This window comes from Chryseobacterium sp. AG363 (assembly GCF_003610675.1).
In the GTDB taxonomy this organism is placed as follows: domain Bacteria; phylum Bacteroidota; class Bacteroidia; order Flavobacteriales; family Weeksellaceae; genus Chryseobacterium; species Chryseobacterium cucumeris.
The window spans coordinates 1,589,281-1,606,002 of the sequence record NZ_RAQF01000002.1 but is presented as its reverse complement, the minus strand read 5'-3'; the positions used below and the strand labels follow the sequence as shown (position 1 = coordinate 1,606,002).

20 protein-coding genes and 5 tRNA genes are annotated in these 16,722 nt (G+C 35.3%); 11 read left to right on the top strand and 14 right to left on the bottom strand.

The genetic code is table 11. From position 1 onward, the window contains the following. Window positions 1-7: 7 nt before the first annotated feature. Genes prmC through DEU39_RS07230 form a run of 4 tightly spaced genes read right to left on the bottom strand, consistent with a single transcriptional unit; the run spans window position 8 to window position 2,963 of the window. The gene (prmC, locus tag DEU39_RS07245; protein WP_120231433.1) at window positions 8-856 is read right to left on the bottom strand and encodes a peptide chain release factor N(5)-glutamine methyltransferase; all 849 of its coding nucleotides are present in this window, start codon (window positions 854-856) and stop codon (window positions 8-10) included. Continuing rightward, the gene (gene yaaA / locus DEU39_RS07240; RefSeq protein WP_120231432.1) at window positions 857-1,615 is read right to left on the bottom strand and encodes a peroxide stress protein YaaA; all 759 of its coding nucleotides are present in this window, start codon (window positions 1,613-1,615) and stop codon (window positions 857-859) included. It lies immediately after the preceding gene. Window positions 1,616-1,619: 4 nt separating this feature from the next. Next, window positions 1,620-2,324 (bottom strand): CPBP family intramembrane glutamic endopeptidase, encoded by a 705-nt coding sequence (locus DEU39_RS07235; protein ID WP_120231431.1) that lies wholly within the window; start codon window positions 2,322-2,324, stop codon window positions 1,620-1,622. 27 nt (window positions 2,325-2,351) lie between these two features. Then, window positions 2,352-2,963, bottom strand: coding sequence for an L-threonylcarbamoyladenylate synthase (locus DEU39_RS07230; RefSeq protein ID WP_034696488.1), 612 nt, complete (start codon window positions 2,961-2,963; stop codon window positions 2,352-2,354). Between the two features lie 101 nt (window positions 2,964-3,064). Between DEU39_RS07230 and DEU39_RS07225 the strand changes: the two genes are divergently transcribed. The 5 genes from DEU39_RS07225 to DEU39_RS07205 all read left to right on the top strand — a co-directional run bounded on the left by DEU39_RS07225 (window position 3,065) and on the right by DEU39_RS07205 (window position 3,581). Next, window positions 3,065-3,137, top strand: a tRNA-Met gene (locus DEU39_RS07225). A gap of 38 nt (window positions 3,138-3,175) precedes the next feature. Beyond that, window positions 3,176-3,248, top strand: a tRNA-Met gene (locus tag DEU39_RS07220). Window positions 3,249-3,286: 38 nt separating this feature from the next. Next, window positions 3,287-3,359: transfer RNA gene (locus DEU39_RS07215), tRNA-Met, on the top strand. A 38-nt stretch (window positions 3,360-3,397) separates the two neighbouring features. Beyond that, a tRNA-Met gene (locus tag DEU39_RS07210) sits at window positions 3,398-3,470 on the top strand. A 38-nt stretch (window positions 3,471-3,508) separates the two neighbouring features. Continuing rightward, window positions 3,509-3,581, top strand: a tRNA-Met gene (locus DEU39_RS07205). A 58-nt stretch (window positions 3,582-3,639) separates the two neighbouring features. Here the strand turns inward: DEU39_RS07205 and DEU39_RS07200 are convergent. Next, complete coding sequence (locus DEU39_RS07200) at window positions 3,640-3,879, bottom strand: Ada metal-binding domain-containing protein (RefSeq protein WP_120231430.1); 240 nt, start codon at window positions 3,877-3,879, stop codon at window positions 3,640-3,642. 18 nt (window positions 3,880-3,897) lie between these two features. Continuing rightward, complete coding sequence (locus tag DEU39_RS07195; RefSeq protein ID WP_120231429.1) at window positions 3,898-4,611, bottom strand: 2OG-Fe(II) oxygenase; 714 nt, start codon at window positions 4,609-4,611, stop codon at window positions 3,898-3,900. Between the two features lie 191 nt (window positions 4,612-4,802). On the opposite strand from DEU39_RS07195, the gene DEU39_RS07190 reads away from it, so the two are divergent. Beyond that, entirely contained in the window at window positions 4,803-5,249 is a 447-nt protein-coding gene (locus tag DEU39_RS07190; protein ID WP_120231428.1) for a GNAT family N-acetyltransferase, read from the top strand. A 345-nt stretch (window positions 5,250-5,594) separates the two neighbouring features. Here DEU39_RS07190 and DEU39_RS07185 read toward each other — a convergent pair whose 3' ends face one another. The 7 genes from DEU39_RS07185 to DEU39_RS07155 all read right to left on the bottom strand — a co-directional run bounded on the left by DEU39_RS07185 (window position 5,595) and on the right by DEU39_RS07155 (window position 10,858). Then, window positions 5,595-6,176: a hypothetical protein gene (locus DEU39_RS07185; RefSeq protein ID WP_062675130.1), complete on the bottom strand. Its 582-nt coding sequence runs from the start codon at window positions 6,174-6,176 to the stop codon at window positions 5,595-5,597. Between the two features lie 274 nt (window positions 6,177-6,450). Continuing rightward, the gene (locus DEU39_RS07180; protein ID WP_034695630.1) at window positions 6,451-7,017 is read right to left on the bottom strand and encodes a glutathione peroxidase; all 567 of its coding nucleotides are present in this window, start codon (window positions 7,015-7,017) and stop codon (window positions 6,451-6,453) included. A 33-nt stretch (window positions 7,018-7,050) separates the two neighbouring features. Next, complete coding sequence (locus DEU39_RS07175; RefSeq protein ID WP_228436687.1) at window positions 7,051-7,269, bottom strand: helix-turn-helix domain-containing protein; 219 nt, start codon at window positions 7,267-7,269, stop codon at window positions 7,051-7,053. 149 nt (window positions 7,270-7,418) lie between these two features. Beyond that, window positions 7,419-8,186: a LytR/AlgR family response regulator transcription factor gene (locus DEU39_RS07170; protein ID WP_120231426.1), complete on the bottom strand. Its 768-nt coding sequence runs from the start codon at window positions 8,184-8,186 to the stop codon at window positions 7,419-7,421. Next, window positions 8,161-9,213 carry a sensor histidine kinase gene (locus DEU39_RS07165; protein WP_120231425.1) on the bottom strand — a complete coding sequence of 351 codons (1,053 nt, stop codon included), beginning with the start codon at window positions 9,211-9,213 and terminating at the stop codon, window positions 8,161-8,163. Before DEU39_RS07165 ends, DEU39_RS07170 begins: the two co-directional genes overlap by 26 nt. A gap of 217 nt (window positions 9,214-9,430) precedes the next feature. Then, window positions 9,431-9,904 carry a hypothetical protein gene (locus DEU39_RS07160; RefSeq protein WP_120231424.1) on the bottom strand — a complete coding sequence of 158 codons (474 nt, stop codon included), beginning with the start codon at window positions 9,902-9,904 and terminating at the stop codon, window positions 9,431-9,433. Between the two features lie 3 nt (window positions 9,905-9,907). Then, window positions 9,908-10,858, bottom strand: a complete 951-nt coding sequence (locus tag DEU39_RS07155; RefSeq protein WP_120231423.1) for a heme-binding domain-containing protein — start codon at window positions 10,856-10,858, stop codon at window positions 9,908-9,910. A 463-nt stretch (window positions 10,859-11,321) separates the two neighbouring features. On the opposite strand from DEU39_RS07155, the gene DEU39_RS07150 reads away from it, so the two are divergent. From DEU39_RS07150 to DEU39_RS07135, 4 genes are all read left to right on the top strand, one after another. After that, window positions 11,322-11,687 carry a BlaI/MecI/CopY family transcriptional regulator gene (locus tag DEU39_RS07150; protein ID WP_034695620.1) on the top strand — a complete coding sequence of 122 codons (366 nt, stop codon included), beginning with the start codon at window positions 11,322-11,324 and terminating at the stop codon, window positions 11,685-11,687. 5 nt (window positions 11,688-11,692) lie between these two features. Beyond that, window positions 11,693-13,576, top strand: coding sequence for a M56 family metallopeptidase (locus DEU39_RS07145; protein WP_120231422.1), 1,884 nt, complete (start codon window positions 11,693-11,695; stop codon window positions 13,574-13,576). A 64-nt stretch (window positions 13,577-13,640) separates the two neighbouring features. Continuing rightward, window positions 13,641-14,531, top strand: coding sequence for a GLPGLI family protein (locus tag DEU39_RS07140; RefSeq protein WP_120231421.1), 891 nt, complete (start codon window positions 13,641-13,643; stop codon window positions 14,529-14,531). Window positions 14,532-14,694: 163 nt separating this feature from the next. Then, entirely contained in the window at window positions 14,695-15,258 is a 564-nt protein-coding gene (locus DEU39_RS07135) for a sugar O-acetyltransferase (protein ID WP_120231420.1), read from the top strand. A 79-nt stretch (window positions 15,259-15,337) separates the two neighbouring features. On the opposite strand, the gene fsa is transcribed toward DEU39_RS07135, so the two are convergent. Continuing rightward, on the bottom strand, window positions 15,338-15,991 hold the full coding sequence (gene fsa, locus DEU39_RS07130; RefSeq protein ID WP_120231419.1) for a fructose-6-phosphate aldolase: 654 nt from the start codon (window positions 15,989-15,991) through the stop codon (window positions 15,338-15,340). Between the two features lie 216 nt (window positions 15,992-16,207). On the opposite strand from fsa, the gene DEU39_RS07125 reads away from it, so the two are divergent. Beyond that, the gene (locus tag DEU39_RS07125) at window positions 16,208-16,696 is read left to right on the top strand and encodes a YdeI/OmpD-associated family protein (protein WP_120231418.1); all 489 of its coding nucleotides are present in this window, start codon (window positions 16,208-16,210) and stop codon (window positions 16,694-16,696) included. Window positions 16,697-16,722 lie beyond the last annotated feature (26 nt).

The following is a 16,722-nucleotide window of genomic DNA, read 5'->3' as shown; positions in this document are numbered from 1 at the left end:
TAATTATTTATTTCTTTCCATAAATGAATCTATCGTTTTCAGATAAATCCTTTAATAATTGAGCGTTAGAAAAATCCAGATATAATTCCAGCGTTTCAGGACCCAGTTTCTGATTGATTTCCAGAAACAGAAGTCCATTCTCATTTAAATACTTTTTAGCATCTTCCGCAATTTTTCTGTAAAAGATCAAAGCATCTGAAGTAGGAGAGAATAGAGCCATTTTAGGTTCAAACTCTTTTACAGAATCAGCAATTTCGATCTCTTCTTCAATCCCGATGTAGGGAGGATTTGAAATGATGATGTCGTAATTTTCAGCCAGTTCAAAATTGAGATAATCAGCATGAATGAATTGGATTTCCAATTGGTGGTACTCTGCATTTCTTTTGGCTGTTTTCAATGCGTTTTCAGAAAAATCAATAGATGAAACTTCAGCTTCCGGAAAATGTTTCTTTAAAACCAGAGGAATAATTCCGCTTCCGGTTCCTATATCCAGAATCTTTAAACCTTGAACCTTAAACTTTGAATCTTTAATCTCCCTGATAGCCATCTCCAACAGCTCTTCAGTTTCAGGGCGGGGAATCAGAACATTTTCATCCACAAAGAATTTCATTCCGTAAAATTCTGTTTCACCCAATATCTGCTGATAAGGCCTTCCGGTTTTAAGTTCCGAAACAAGGTGATACAATTTTTCTTCATCGTCAATCAAAAGTTCCTTTTCAGCGAATCTTCTTTGCTGAAATGAATCAAAACCTACAATTTGCTGAATGAATAAAGATGATAAAAACATACTTTCCGACTCTGTATAAAGATCGGAAAGTTCTGTCTTGAAATATTTTTTAAATGCTGAAATTGTCATTTATCTTGTAAAAACCAGTTTTGTATCCGTAGACTTTTCTTCATCAATTCTGTATCCTTCATAGTTGAATGCTTTTACATCTTCCAGTGTTTTGGCATTGGTTTCTGCACAGAATCTCACTACAAGACCTCTGGCATGCTTGGTATACACAACAATGGTCTTCAGTTTTCCATCTTTTAATTCATAGAAATCGAAATCGATCACGGTATGGTTCAGTTTCTTTCTGTCGATTACTTTTCCATACTCATTGCTGGCAAGCTGAAGCAGGACTTCTCCTTTTTTCATTTCAGAATTCAATTGTTCCGTAATCTTTTCTCTCCAGAATTCATAGAGGTTTTTGTATTGCTCAAATTCAAAAGGACGACCCATTTCAAGCCTGTAAAGCATTACTTTATCAGAGGGTTTCAGTAAACCGTAAAGCCCGGAAAGTATTCTATAATTTTTCTGCAGGTAATCTACAGCATTCTTATCCAGTGTTTTGGCATCCAGTCCTCTGTAAACCTCTCCTGTAAAGGCAAACATTGCGGGAGCAGATTCTTTCGCTGTAGGTTTGGATTTCCATTTTTGATTTCTTTCCCAGTTTTCATCAGCAAGCTTAGGTGAAATTTCCATCAACTCAGAAAGATATTTAGGCGATTTTTCTTTTAAATAAGATTGTATCAATGCTGCATCTTCAATGAATCCTGGAGTAGAAGATTTCAAAAGATCTGTTGAATTTTCCACGTTCATTAATTTGGCAGGAGATGTTATAATTTTCATAATGTTAAAATACAGATAAGTGTTTCATATCAATAAAATTCATCATCATCATGGCAATAAAATCAATCATAAAATGACAGATGATCAGAATTTTAATATTTGAATAGCGTTTATAAAATATAGCAAACACGATTCCGATAAAGAAAGGTCCGAGAACCTGGCTTATGGTACCGTAAGTACTATGTAAAATTCCAAATAACACCGATGAAATAACAATTGCAACGGTGGGGTTGTTGTAGATTTTTTCAAGCCTGGACTGTACATAGCCCCGCATCAGCAATTCCTCTACAATAGCAGCGGTAAGGCATGTAAAAATAACTAAAAAATAGTTATTTCTAAAAATGGGAACAAGGTTGAGAAGCTTATTGCTTATTTTTTCCTCTATAAAAAACAGGATGACTGCATTCAGAATTCCTCCGCCAATCAAACAGATAAAATATAAGCTCAGTACAGTTTTGACATAAAATGCAGCTGAATATTTTGTCTCTTCCTTAAGTAAAAAAGCACTTTTTTCAACAAAAATAGTGTAGAGAAATACGAGAATGAGAATTATCCATAACGTAATTCTGCTGAGAAAGAAATTGACTTCTGTAATTCCTTTTATTCCGGTTATCCTTGTGACAGCCGGAAAAGCATACAGCATTGCTGCAGCTAAAATAGTAAACGTGAGTAAAATCCCTACAGCATATTTCCCGGTAAGACTCATCATTAAGTATCCTAAACCTTGAACTTTGAATTAAATGATCCCTTTTCCCTGACGGATAATCTCCGGTTCTCCTGAAGTAAGGTCTACAATAGTAGAAGCCACATTATCTCCATATCCTGAATCAATAACAATATCTACCAGATGATCATATTTTTCTGCAATAAGTTCAGGATCGGTAGAATATTCGATAATTTCATCATCGTCTTTAATGGAAGTAGAGGCAATCGGGTGACCTAGTTTTTCAACAATAAGCTGAGGGATCGGATGGTCAGGAACACGGATACCAATTGTTTTATGTCCTTTATATGCTAAAGGTAAACTTTTATTGGCTTCGAGAATGAAAGTAAACGGTCCGGGAAGATGACTTTTCAGAAATCTGAAGACAGAGGTATCGATAGGTCTTGTAAAATCCGAAAGATGGCTAAGATCATTACAGATAATTGAGAATTTTGACTTCTCAAGCTTCATTTTTTTGAGCTGAGCCAGTTTTTCCATGGCTTTGATATCAAAAATATTACAGCCTAAAGCATAAATCGTATCAGAAGGATAGATAATCAGCCCGCCGTTGTTTAAAGTTTTAATAACCTCATTCACAAGATTTTCCTGTGGGTTGTCCGGATAAATTTTTAATATTTTTGCCATAAAACAAAGATACAAATAATAAAATAGTTTTCATAAAAGTCCTTTATTTAAAAGAAAAATTAGGATTTGTAAAAAATATTCGTACCTTTGCAATCCAATATCGCGGGATGGAGCAGTAGGTAGCTCGTCGGGCTCATAACCCGAAGGTCATCGGTTCGAGTCCGGTTCCCGCTACTAAGTAAGTACTTTCGGTAAGTACTCTAAAAATATACCGCGGGATGGAGCAGTAGGTAGCTCGTCGGGCTCATAACCCGAAGGTCATCGGTTCGAGTCCGGTTCCCGCTACTAAGCAAGTGCTTTCGGTAAGCACTCTAAAAATACACCGCGGGATGGAGCAGTAGGTAGCTCGTCGGGCTCATAACCCGAAGGTCATCGGTTCGAGTCCGGTTCCCGCTACTAAGCAAGTGTTTTCGGTAAACACTCTAAAAATATACCGCGGGATGGAGCAGTAGGTAGCTCGTCGGGCTCATAACCCGAAGGTCATCGGTTCGAGTCCGGTTCCCGCTACTAAGCAAGTGTTTTCGGTAAACACTCTAAAAATATACCGCGGGATGGAGCAGTAGGTAGCTCGTCGGGCTCATAACCCGAAGGTCATCGGTTCGAGTCCGGTTCCCGCTACTAAACGAAAGAGAAGCAGTAAGTATTGCTTCTCTTTTTTTATTCATTTCTCATCGTTTCATTTGTTTTTCCATTGCTGATAAGCTTCTCTCATACAATGACCACACGGACGATAGCCATTTTCTAAAGCTTCTTTCTCACCTGTAAAGAAAACCCTGTTTTCCATCTTCATTCTTTTTCCTGATCGACAGCTGAGTAATCCGTAGATTTTCAATTTTTTATTCCCTCCAAAACAAATGTCTCGGTGGTGGATTTTACTTCTAAGACTTTCGGCTGTGATCTGAGAATGCTGAATCATAGTTCACTTATTTAATAATTAGCTGGTTGCATCATGGAAGATAATTCCTAACGCATATCGATTTCCTTCTCTCACTTCACTTACTCCATGTTTCATATTGACTCTGTGGTACCCCTTTGTTCCTTTTTCCGGTTTAAATTGAGTTGTAAAAATAAGCACATCCCCTTTTTTAGGTTTTAAAACAATGGCTTTTGACTGTGCTCTCGGAATCTGTTGGGTAAGCACAAACTCGCCACCCGTAAAATCTTTGTCAGGTTCACTGAGCATTAATACAATTTGAATAGGAAAGTAGATATCTCCATATAGATCCTGATGTAAGGTGTTAAATCCACCTTTTCCATATTTCAAAATTAAAATCGTAGCTTTTTGCTGGCCGTTAAGATGACACAGGTTCAGGAACTCCTGATGATCTGAAGGAAATTGAGTGTCAATATGTAAAGCTTTAAACCATGCATTGGCAATAGAAGCCAGATATGGGTAAATGGTTGTCCGTATGGTTTGAATAATTTCGGGTAATGGATAAGTAAAATATTTATATTCCCCCAAACCAAAACGATGTTTGGCCATGACGACTGTTTTACGATAAAGAGAAGAATGATCGTAATCTGATTTTAATAGTTCACATTCTTCCTCAGACAGCAGATCAGGAATGATGGCATATCCGTTTTGATGTATTGTTTCCGTAATGTGTTGCCAGTCTGTATTTTTGATGATATGAACAATGTTTTTCATTGGTTTGATTTTATTCTGCAAAAATCTATAGTTCCTCAGAACAATACAATCCGAAACATGCGGTATTCATTGCGAAATTTAATAAAGATCAGGGTAAGTCTGTCTGGACTATGGTTTTAATATGATTCTGGATGATACCACTGGTCCTGTTTAAAGTTATTTTTGCCCTGTTAATAAAAATAGATATAACGATGAATTACATGATTAAAAAGGCAAGTCTTGAGGATCTTGATGAAACGGCTGAATTGTTCAATTTTTACCGTATTTTTTACAGACAGGAATCGGATCTTGAAAAAGGGAAGGCTTTTCTCAAAGAACGGTTTTTAAACAGTGAGTCTGATATTTTCCTTGCTGTAGCAGACGGAAAAGCCGTAGGATTCGTACAGCTTTACAAATTATTTCATTATACCAGATTGCAAAAACAATGGCTGTTAAGTGATCTTTTTGTTCATCCTGATTATAGAGGGAAGGGGCTTTCTGTGGCATTAATTGACCGCAGTAAACAATGGTGTGAAGAAACAGGAGCGTGTGGACTGATGCTTGAAACCGAAAAAACAAATGATATAGGAAACACGCTGTATCCACGCTGCGGGTTTGAATATGACGGACTGCATAATTACTACCACTGGTGGAAATAGAATAAAGTAAGTCAAACGTAATTGTAGAGTACCTTTTTTGAGGTGCTTTACTTCTATAATGAGAAGTAGTATTAGTTCTACAGTTTTGAACATTTAATTCTACAGGTATTTTCAGCCAGCAGAAGGCTATAGTCCTATTTTTGTAAAGCTCTTACAGATCATGGGTAGGACAGTTGATCTGTAGAGTGTATGCAAAAAAATCTCTGCCTAATTTTCTACTTTTTCCCCAAGGGTTTTATGATTAGTACCACAAAACTGCTTTTTCCGGCGGAGATTTTTTGCTTTTGAACAAAAAAGAGAACCACAATTGCGGTTCTCTTTTTTATTTTTAATATGATTTAGATGTTATTGTGCCAGTTGAGCGTAAGGAGTAAGCTTGTTGTCATCAGACATTGTCTGCCCTAAAAAGTCTCTTTTCTGATCCGCTTTCATTCTTCCCGCAGCATCGTTTGCATTGAAGTAAGCTTCACTTAGTTTTGTAGCAATATCAGCAGGTTTGAATTCAAATTTTGTATCTCCTTCAACACCCAGATATCCGTTCTTTCTTGTAAGGTTAGTAATATAATTATTATAATTGATCATCGTACCTCTCAACATATTGTTGTGGTATTCCATACATTTTTTAGCTTTTTTAGAAGAATTGTTCAGGATACAGTTTTTCATATTGTTTCTGTATAAAAACCATTCAGACTCTAAAATGCCATATTCTCTACCCAAAGCAATCTTTCCGTTATTCAAAATATTATTATCGCCTTCTTTTGTAGAGATCGTTTGAAGATGCTGAATAACCAATGGAACGGTAGCTTCGATTTTTGATTTTGTATCTTTTAATATACTAAGATCGGCAGCAGGAGAACCTTTCTTTTGTGCTGTCGTAACATTGAAAATAAGCAGTAATAGTACAATCAATAAATTATATCTTTTCATGAGAAATTTTTAAAGCACTAAAATAAATATAATTTCCCGGTTAAAACAAATACATTTTAATATTTATTTAATAAAATTTAACAATTCTATAATGTATATGAACCATTGTTGTAAAAATGACGTCTTCAAGTTCTTTATTGACATGATTTTTGCAATTTAAATTGTTAATACAACTCAATTCGTGCATCCGAATGGACATTTAGTGTGAAAAAATATTTTGTAGAAGGATAAAAAAACATTACTCATAATGATAGTAGTGTTTTGTAAAGATTATTTATTTGAAATAATGAGTGATTTTATCACTTTCAGGAACCACTTTAGAGTCGAAATGTTCCAGTAATTTTCCTTCCGGGCTGATCAGAAACTTGTTGAAATTCCAGCTTATGGTGGCGTCCATTACTCCATTTTGAGATTTGTGAGTAAGATAATCGAATACAGGAGTGATTTTTGAACCTTTCACATCCACTGAAGTGGTAAGTGGGAAAGTGACTCCATAGTTCTTTTCGCAGAAAGATTTGATATCAACATTGTCATGAAATTCCTGATCTGCAAAATTATCAGATGGAAAACCTACTACAACCAGTTTATCACCATAATCCTTGTAGAGTTGCTCCAATCCTTTGTATTGAGGAGTGTATCCACATTTGGAGGCTGTGTTTACAATAAGAATGTATTTTCCTTTGTATTCAGAAAAATCAATTTTTCCGCCGTCGATAGATTCAATTTTAAAATCGTAAATTGATTTTGCAGGTTTTGTACCTCTTGAATCATCCGATTTAATAAATGACGAAAGGCTTATAATCCCTATAAGCACCATTCCGATAAAAAGTATTTTTTTCATTTAGAAAAGATTTTAATATTAATGTATATGTTATTATTTATTTAATGGTAAAAGCATTTGATCTGCAGCCCATATTTTACCTTCTTCATCTTTAAAGATTTTTCCTTCATTTTCAATTTTTTTCAGGACTTTGCTTACCACTTCCCGTGAAGTTCCCAGACTTTCTGCTATTTCTCTGTGTTTGAGTTTTAAGCCCTTCCAGAAAGTCCTCACCAAGAAAATCAAATTTACAGCGAATAAATTCGTCTGCAATAATATTTTTTTGATCTATTTTATTTATTCTTTATTTTGAGCGGTAGTTGAGCTCGTTTTTTTATTGCTGTGCAAAAACTATTTCTGATCGGGCAAAATATTAGCTTTCGAGATTAAATTATTTTATATACTGCTTTTAGTTAGTTGTTTTATCGCTCTTCCAGCCACTGAAGAAAACGGTAGGCTTTATCTTTGGTGACCAATGGCTTTTCTGGGGTGGTAATTTTCAGACTGACAAGAAGTTTTCGTGAAAAATAATGTTCCACTTCAACAATAGCTGTAAAGTTGATCAGATATTGTCTGTTAATCCTGAAGAACTGAGCTCCTGAAACCAGCTGCCCGATCTCATCCAATGACTGTGGAACTGAATATTCTTTCTGATCGAAAGTCACCAGTACAGTACTTCCAAACTGGCTGTAAAAGCAGGCAATTTTGTCAACAGGAATATTATTGTATTTATTATTGGAAAAGACCAGAAAATTGGTTTTTCCTCTTCCTGTTGTCAGATTATTCAGAATATCTTCCAGTTTCCGGTCGGGAGAAGGAGTGTTTTGAAAGAAGTTTTTAAGGTTATTGATCTTTTCAAAAGCGGACTGAATATCTTTTTTCTCAAAAGGTTTCAAGATATAATCCACTCCATTACTTTTAAAAGCTTCTATTGCATACTCGTCAAAGGCCGTACAGAAAATGACAGGCACTTTTATTCTGACCTGGCTGAATATCTCAAAACAGTTTCCGTCTGCCAGTTGAATATCCATAAATATGATGTCCGGAGTTTCAGTACCAGAAAGATATTCAACAGCCATAGCAACACTTTCAATATACTGTACAATGGTAGCTTCCGGTTGTACTGCAGCGATCATCCGTCCCAATGCCTTTGCGGTTTTTATCTCATCTTCTATTACTAAAACTTTCATCTACTATGGGTAATTTTACTGTGAAATTATGATCATTATGCAATATGGTAAGTTCTTTTTCAGCAAAATGCTTGTAACGTTCTCTGATATTTTCAATTCCTATTCCTGCGGATTCCTGGGGAATATTCTTGGGCTGGAAATTATTTTCAATAATAATATATTCGTTATCACTGTATAATTTTATGATTAACGGATGGGCCAGCGATACAATATTGTGTTTGATGCAATTTTCGCACAAAAGCTGCAGCGTAAACGGAGGAATGTAAGAATTTAAGATCTCTTCCGGAATATCTATTTTAAACTCTATGCCATCTTCAAATCTCGATGTCAGAAGGAAAACATAGGCATCCAGAATTGTGAGTTCCTTTTTTAAGGGAATAAGATCCATTTTTCTGTTGTCTAAGGTAAAGCGATAGAAATCCGCAAGCCTTACCACAAAATCTCCGGAACTTTCATCTTTTATGTCAATCATAGACTTCAGTGTATTGAGACTGTTGAATAAAAAATGAGGGTTAATCTGCTGCTTCAGTAATTCATATTGGGCATTGAGATTATCCGTTCTGATTTGTTCAAGTTCAAATTTAATCTGTTGAGAATTATAAGTCTGATACAAAAGATACAGGAACATATAAATCGTCAGATTGATCAATACGCCCCGGAATTCGTACATCAATACCATGGTATTAAATCCATACTTGGGAAATATAATATGATGAATGAGCACTATGGATGCCATGACAACTACTCCGATGGATAAGCTGATCACCAGTTTTTTATTGAAAAATCTCGTAGATATATTCTGAATAGAAAATTTCGGCAGACTGTAGATATTAAAATACCATACAAACAGTGAGAATAAAAAGGAGATGGAAAAATCTATTGTCAGCTCTCCCAATGTAATATGCATACGCAGTATTTTGGGCACTGAAGCAAGAATCCCCATAAAAAGAGCACTGAAGAGAATGATTCTCGGATCAATCCTGAATACTTTTCTTCCGTTGGTATTTATATATTTTGCATAGATCATAAATAAAAATCAGGCAGTTAAGCAGTCACAAAGATACAAAAGCTAAATAACGGCACGGCAGCACGTCCGTTATTTAGCACTGAGATTTCTATAAAAACACAAAATAGCGCTGCAGAAAGACATCCCGTAACCAGGCTTGAACCGAATGTAAATTTTTCCATTTTTTTAATAGTTTTTAATGAATACTATTTTTTATATGTGATTTTAAAATCCTGTGTTAAGGCATGATTGAAGGTTTCATACTTAGAATTGTAGAAACTCTGTTTGCAACATCTGCGTTCACCTTCTTCAATTCTTTCCCTTCATATTTTTGATATAGAATTTCTGAGTTTTCTGAGAAAGGCAGTTTACTTTTGATAACTTCTACAGACAGAAGGTTATTGGGGACTTTAGCCCCATACCAATAAGGATCGTCCTTTTGCGACCAGGTAACCAATGCCAGTATTCTTTCTTTACTATTGACTTTTCCAGCATTCTCCTTCAAATCATCAATTGCTGAATCGGTGCCGTAGAGCGTCATCATAGTCTGTTTTTTATGATTGATCGAAGAGGTTACAACCCTTAAGTTCATGGCATTAAAATCAAAACTTTCGGGAAGGGACGCATTTTGATTCACAGGTTCATATTCTTTTTGGGAATTGCAGCTCACAACAAATACGCGCATTATTAAATAAACAATCAGATTCTTCATAGCTTAATGGTTAAGAGGAGAGGTAAATACAAAATCATTGTCTTTCATAGGGCGGTGGCAGCTGATGCACTCGTTGGCGAAATTTGCTGTCTTTCCATAGGGTTCAAGTTTGGGAGATAAAAATCTTGCCCATCCCCATCCTTTTGTAGAAGCGAATTTTTTGGAATCCTTAATCATATATTCCACTTGTTTAAAGGCTCCGGTAGTGACATTCCCATCACTATCTATTATCTGGTCCCATGCTACTTTTGCAATTATGGTTCCATCCGGCCACGGATTTGTTTTATGTTCTTTTGCCGCTTTTACAGCAATATCATTTCCGAATATGATACGCATGGTTCCATTATCAAACCTTTCTGTAGAACTTATCGGTTTCCAGTTTTTATAATCAGGAATATAGCTGATCCCATTCGGTGCAGTAGGGAATGATACTTTGGATGCCTGAGTATGGACGACTTGCTGAAGCTGTTTGTTATAAGCCGAAACCTTTGCAGTATCTGGTTTTTGTTTTGGAGCAAGAGAAGTCACATAGTTTTTCAGGATGCGGATATCATTTTCAGAAAGTTTTGCTTCGGGATGAAGTAATTCGTAGCTTTTTAGAGGCATTGCTTTCAGATTAATCTGGTTAAAAGCTTCCCAAAGTTTTGCATTTTGTGCAGGAGGAGCCAGTTTATCCCATTCAGAAAAATTGAGTCCTTCTTTTCCTTTTTTTATATGATCTGCCACCAACCAATAAGCAGGTGCAATCTGATCAAACCACTTCAAATTTGTCTGATTAGAATGACAATCGAAACACGAACGCTGCAGGATCGCTCTAACTTCAGTAGGCACATGAATCTCTCCTGTTATGGGCTTTTGTACAATTTCAGGTCTGTAAAACTGAATCCCAATAAAGACAAACAGTACTATCACCAGGATGTTTTTTGTTTTTAATTTTTTCAAAAAGCTATTCATATCTCTTTGTTTTTATTCAAATTTCAGGACTTTTTGAGATATGTTTTTCTTAAAATCTGATCAATCGGACAAATTTTACTTTGAATCTGACATTTGTGATTATGAATTTTTTTTAACCTTATTTTTTGATCTGTACTTATCCTTGTTAAGGTTTTAAATCTTAACAAGGATTGCTACTAAAAGAGTTGAAAATCTTTGAGCAATTGGACCTGTTTAGTGTAAAAAAGCAATACAATTGAATAATTTTCTGTAAAATAAACAGCAAGTATTTCCATCCATTCAAAATTTAATAAATTTTAACTATTTTTATTGCATTGATTTTCAGTCGGTTAGTTTTTAAAATGTTTTATCACTAAAAAAATAGTTGTTTGATTCATTTTTATTTCTACATTTGTATAACTAATTTATTAGTGATATAGAATGAGATGATTGTATATCACTTTAATTGATAAATGAACGGAATATGAAAATTCAGACTCTAACAAAAGCAGAAGAACAGGTAATGCAGTATTTATGGAAATTAGAAAAAGGCTTCCTGAAGGATGTGCTTGATCTTTTTCCGGAGCCAAAACCACACACAAATACTGTTTCCACCATTTTAAAAGTATTGAAGGATAAAGAATTTGTAGACTATCATGTATACGGAAGGCAGCATGAATACTTTCCGCTGGTTTCAAAAGAACAGTATTCCGGGAAAACCATGAAGAGCCTTGTGAAAAACTACTTTAAAGGTTCTTACAAAAGTGCCGTTTCATTTTTAGTTGAAAAAAATGAAATGACAGTAGAAGATCTTGAGATGTTATTAGATGAACTCAAAAAGAAAGACTAAGACCTATGGAAGCAATACTTTTATACTTTGGGAAAACTATTTTATGTTCAGGTGTAACATTTTTGTACTATCAGTTGTCATTAAAAGACAAGACATTCCATCATTATAACAGATTTTATCTCTTGGGTGCCATTGTGATATCACTTTTGTTACCACTCATCAGAATAGATGATTTTACGATAGAAGTAAATAGTGATATGTATATGCTTCTTGACAAGATTCAGAATTTTAACACAGAAAAAAACATAGACAATGGTAACCTTTATTTTAACATTATTTTTTCAGCTCTGGGACTGGTTTCTCTCTATTTTTTAGGGAAGCTGTTGTTTGGGATTTTCAAAATCCAGCAGTTTAAAAACCAATTTCAGAAAGAAAGTTTTGACGGGATCAATTTTTACCGTACAGACCTTACCGAAGCTCCATTTTCTTATTTTAAAAACCTGTTCTGGAAGAATACAATCACATTGAATTCTGATATCGGAAAACAGATTTTAAAACATGAAATGGTACATATTGAGCAGAAACATTCTTTTGATAAGATCTTTATCGAGATTATAACCTCTGTTTTCTGGTTCAATCCGTTCTTTCATCTTATTAAAAGAGAAATTAATCTAATCCATGAATATCTGGCTGATAAAAAAGCCGTAAAACAATCGGACACCAAAGCATTTGCGCAGATGCTTTTAGCAAGCCACTTTTCCGGAACACAGTTGCCTGTTACCAGTCCGTTTCTAAGTTCAAACCTTAAAAAAAGACTTAAGATGTTACAAAAACCAAAAACCAAGTTCGGATATGCGCGAAGAATTTTTGCCTTGCCGGTTGTATTCTCTATCGCTTTTGCTTATCTGGTAAATGCTAAAAACAGAGAAATTGAAGAAACAAACCTTTCCATTAAACAAGTCGTTTCAGAAATCAAGAAAGATACGATAAGACCTGAAAAATCAGGTCAGGAAAAAATTGCAGAACTAAAAACCGTATCGCCTGAAGACCATACAAAAATTTCAGGACTTGAAAAGAAAATAAAAGAAAAAGAGAAAGAGCTGGAAGGTTTGGATCCCGAAAGTGATCTCTTCAGCGATAAAATAGAAGAAATAAGCAATCTTGCTTCAGAGATAGGAGAAATTGCTTCAAAAGTTGAGGTTGATAAGTATTTCAATTCTGTTGAATGGAAGAATCAGATGAAGGAGCTCGAGAATATGGAACCTCTCAGTAAAAAAGAGCTTCGAAAAATAGAAAGAGCAGCAAAAAAAGCGGAAAAAGCAGCTGCGAAAATAGGAGAATTGCCCATTCCTCCAGCCTCACCTAAAGCGCCAAAAGAACCCAAAATAACCTATTTTAAAACAAACAGAATTGTTAATTATAAAGATCTGAGCGATCAGGAAAAAGAAGAGGTACGCAAAGCAATGGCCGAAGCTAAAAAAGCAATGAAAGAAGCCACTAGGGCCAGAATAGAAGGAGAAAAAGCACGGGTAGAAGGTGATAGAGCACGTGCTGAAGGTGATAGAATCAGAGTACAGAGTGAAAGAATCAGAATTGATGCGGATAGAATAAGAAAAGAAGCTGAAAAAGCACGCGTGGAAGCAGAAAAAACAGTACAAAATTTCAGAGGAGGTAATTTTACGATGGTAAGTTCTTCTCCTAATGTGATGGTAATGCATGCTGACTTTATTAAAAAAGACGGGAATGGCAATATTTCAATGAATGGAGTTAAAAAATTCAATATAAGCCCCGGTGACGATTCCAGATACAAATACTATATAGACGGAAGAGAGAGTTCCAAAGAAGATATTAATACTTTGAAACCTGACAATATCGCAAGTATGCGAGTTATTAAAGGAAGTCTTGTAAAAGGGACCGAAGGGGAAATAAGAATTGAAACAAAGAAATAAAGTTCCATCAGGCTTTGTCAGTTCCAGATTGGCAAAGCCTTTTTAATACAATTTAGCATAGATTATGGGAAAAAAATATTTGATTTTACTAGCATTTTTAGGGGTTTTTGCCAATGCACAAGTCAACAGATTCTTTTATGACTATAAATACATCGCTGATTCTACCAATAAAGCAGATGTGAAAAGTGATATAATGTTTCTGGACATTGATAAAAACGGATCTAAATATTACAGTCGCGAAAAGTTTGTTGCAGATTCAACAACAAAAGCAGATATTGCAAAGCAGATGAAAGGAGGATTGGGGAGCAGCATTAATATCAAAAAAAATATAAAACCCGGTACAATTTCCTCAACGGTTACAAAAAAGTATCCGGATTACAGTGTTTCATTCTCAGAAAACATTGGGAATACCAGCTATAAAATGCCGGAAGATCAAAAGCCTGAATGGAAAATACTTCCTGAAAAGCAGAAAATCGGAGAGTATAATACCCAAAAAGCAACTACCAATTATGGAGGAAGAAGTTGGGTAGCATGGTTTTCTACAGATATTCCTTTTCAGGATGGTCCTTATAAATTCTATGGATTGCCGGGACTTATTGTTAAAATTGAGGACATTACAGGCTCACATATAATAACCCTGATCGGTAATAAGAAAACGGAAGCTGCATCGCAGGAAGATATTCAAATACCTGGTCTCATTACAATAGGTTTGGGAGGAAAAGAAATAGAGATCAGCAAAAAGCAGTTTAAAAAAGCCTGGAAAGATTATCTTGCTGATCCTACAAAAGATATGAAGCAAACCATGAGCACGCTTCCGGCAGGAGCTGTAGTGCAAATGAAGAATCAGGATGGTAAAAGCATTGATATGAATGAAATGTACAGGAATATTGAAAAAAGAGCAAAAGAAGACCAATTAAAAAATAACAATAAAATAGAACCGGATTTGTTCAAGTAAAATTATATATTTTCTAATATCTGCAGGATGGCATTTTTGTCATCCTGTTTTTTATTTTAACAAAAGACATTGAAGAAAAAAATGATAAATATCAATTCATCATGTTATGATATATTTAGTATCTTCAATGAACAATAAGTAATAGCAACCAAAGTTATATCTCATGACAGAAAAGGAAAAATGTGCAGCAGGGCTTTTATACAATGCCAATTATGATAAAGAACTGATTCAGGAACGTATTGCCTGCAAAGATCTGTGCCAGGAATACAACGGTCTGAAAAACTCAGATACAGAAAACAGATACAGACTTCTTAAGCAAATTATTGGCAGTATAAAAGAGAATATCTGTATAGAACCCAATTTCTGGTGTGACTACGGATATAACATAAAAGCAGGGGAGAACTTCTATGCCAATCATAATCTCGTTATTCTGGATTGTGCTAAAGTAGAGTTTGGTGATAACGTTTTTATCGGACCCAACTGCAGTTTTTATACTGCAGGCCATCCGCTTGATGTACAGCAAAGGAATGAAGGTCTGGAATATGCACATCCGATCACAGTTGGTGATAATGTGTGGTTGGGAGGAAATGTGGTTGTACTTCCAGGTGTTTCTATCGGAAATAACTCGGTGATTGGAGCTGGAAGCGTGGTAACGAAAGATATTCCCGAGAATGTAGTGGCCGTGGGGAATCCGTGTAAGATTGTGAAAAATATCCTGAAAGAATAATATACAGACCACCATAAAAATAATATCCCGGAACGCTACATTGTTCCGGGATATTTTATATCTAAATAAGGATCAGTGATTATGCTAATTTCTGAGAATCTGCAACAAACTGAGCCAATCCGCTGTCTGTTAATGGGTGCTTCAATAAGCTCAAGATCGGAGGAAGTGGAGATGTGATAACATCAGCTCCGATTTTAGCACAGTCGATGATATGCATTGAGTGACGGATAGAAGCTGCCAGGATTTCAGTTTCGTACATATAGTTATCGAAAATCAATCTGATTTCCCGAATAAGGTTCAAGCCGTCTGTAGAAATATCATCTAATCTTCCTAAGAAAGGAGAAACATAAGTTGCTCCCGCTTTAGCCGCCAAAAGAGCCTGCCCCGGAGAGAAGATCAATGTACAGTTTGTTTTGATTCCTTTATCGGAAAAATATTTTAAAGCTTTGATTCCGTCTTTGATCATCGGAATTTTTACAACGATATTCGGGTGAATAGCAGCCAATTCGTCTCCTTCCTTAATCATTTCTTCATACGTTGTAGAAAGAACTTCTGCAGAAATATCTCCGTCTACAAGTTCGCAGATCGTTTTATAATGGTTTTTGATCGCTTCAGCTCCCTGAATTCCTTCTTTGGCCATTAATGAAGGATTGGTTGTTACACCATCTAAAATTCCAAGGTCTCTTGCTTCCTTGATTTGCTCTAAATTAGCTGTGTCAATAAAAAATTTCATTTTGATAAATAGATTTATTGATACAAATATAGGGAATTAATTGGGTTCTGAGGTATGAATTTTAAGTTACGGAGTGACTGGGTTAGAGGGTTTGGGGTCGGGAGAGTAAGTGAGTTTGAGGGTAATTGTTTTATAAAATAATAAAAAAGAAATTTTATACCTATTCCTTAAACTATTATTTTTGCTTCTAGCCTAACTGGTTTAAATTTATCATCCATGAAAAACAAAAGCTTCACTGTCACATTGGAAATCATAGGAATTAATCCCTTTGTATTTGTTCCGGAAGAGATTCTTGAAGAAATTTTTAATGAATCAGGGAGAAATAAAAGTCCTATTGCTGTAAAAGGGACTGTGAATGGGAAAGAATTTAAGCAAAATCTGATGAAATATCTGGGAGAATGGAGGCTGTATGTGAACCTGATAATGCTGAAAAACTCTCCGAAAAGAATAGGAGAAGTTATTGAAGTTGTTCTGGAATACGATGATTCTGACAGAAGTATTTCTATTCATCCCCAATTAGAAAAGGCGATTAAAGAAAGTGCAGTGGCAACAGCAAATTTTGAGAACCTGATTCCTTCAAGAAGACATGAGCTGATCCGGTATATCAATAATTTAAAAACCGAAGCCAGTATTCAGAGAAATATTGATAAAATTATCAGACATCTGCATGGCGAAGCAGATTTTTTCGGAAAGATGATTGAGTAGGATCATAGCCAGACAAAATTTCAAAT

Bases quoted from the DNA above. Each gene is read 5' to 3' on its own strand.
- DEU39_RS07155 (WP_120231423.1), bottom strand. From the start codon at position 10,858: ATGAATAGCTTTTTGAAAAAATTAAAAACAAAAAACATCCTGGTGATA.
- DEU39_RS07190 (WP_120231428.1), top strand. From the start codon at position 4,803: ATGAATTACATGATTAAAAAGGCAAGTCTTGAGGATCTTGATGAAACG.
- DEU39_RS07185 (WP_062675130.1), bottom strand. From the start codon at position 6,176: ATGAAAAGATATAATTTATTGATTGTACTATTACTGCTTATTTTCAAT.
- DEU39_RS07195 (WP_120231429.1), bottom strand. From the start codon at position 4,611: ATGAAAAACATTGTTCATATCATCAAAAATACAGACTGGCAACACATT.
- DEU39_RS07160 (WP_120231424.1), bottom strand. From the start codon at position 9,904: ATGAAGAATCTGATTGTTTATTTAATAATGCGCGTATTTGTTGTGAGC.
- DEU39_RS07180 (WP_034695630.1), bottom strand. From the start codon at position 7,017: ATGAAAAAAATACTTTTTATCGGAATGGTGCTTATAGGGATTATAAGC.
- DEU39_RS07150 (WP_034695620.1), top strand. From the start codon at position 11,322: ATGAAAATTCAGACTCTAACAAAAGCAGAAGAACAGGTAATGCAGTAT.
- DEU39_RS07125 (WP_120231418.1), top strand. From the start codon at position 16,208: ATGAAAAACAAAAGCTTCACTGTCACATTGGAAATCATAGGAATTAAT.
- yaaA (WP_120231432.1), bottom strand. From the start codon at position 1,615: ATGAAAATTATAACATCTCCTGCCAAATTAATGAACGTGGAAAATTCA.
- prmC (WP_120231433.1), bottom strand. From the start codon at position 856: ATGACAATTTCAGCATTTAAAAAATATTTCAAGACAGAACTTTCCGAT.
- fsa (WP_120231419.1), bottom strand. From the start codon at position 15,991: ATGAAATTTTTTATTGACACAGCTAATTTAGAGCAAATCAAGGAAGCA.
- DEU39_RS07165 (WP_120231425.1), bottom strand. From the start codon at position 9,213: ATGATCTATGCAAAATATATAAATACCAACGGAAGAAAAGTATTCAGG.
- DEU39_RS07145 (WP_120231422.1), top strand. From the start codon at position 11,693: ATGGAAGCAATACTTTTATACTTTGGGAAAACTATTTTATGTTCAGGT.
- DEU39_RS07135 (WP_120231420.1), top strand. From the start codon at position 14,695: ATGACAGAAAAGGAAAAATGTGCAGCAGGGCTTTTATACAATGCCAAT.
- DEU39_RS07170 (WP_120231426.1), bottom strand. From the start codon at position 8,186: ATGAAAGTTTTAGTAATAGAAGATGAGATAAAAACCGCAAAGGCATTG.
- DEU39_RS07200 (WP_120231430.1), bottom strand. From the start codon at position 3,879: ATGATTCAGCATTCTCAGATCACAGCCGAAAGTCTTAGAAGTAAAATC.
- DEU39_RS07235 (WP_120231431.1), bottom strand. From the start codon at position 2,324: ATGATGAGTCTTACCGGGAAATATGCTGTAGGGATTTTACTCACGTTT.
- DEU39_RS07230 (WP_034696488.1), bottom strand. From the start codon at position 2,963: ATGGCAAAAATATTAAAAATTTATCCGGACAACCCACAGGAAAATCTT.
- DEU39_RS07140 (WP_120231421.1), top strand. From the start codon at position 13,641: ATGGGAAAAAAATATTTGATTTTACTAGCATTTTTAGGGGTTTTTGCC.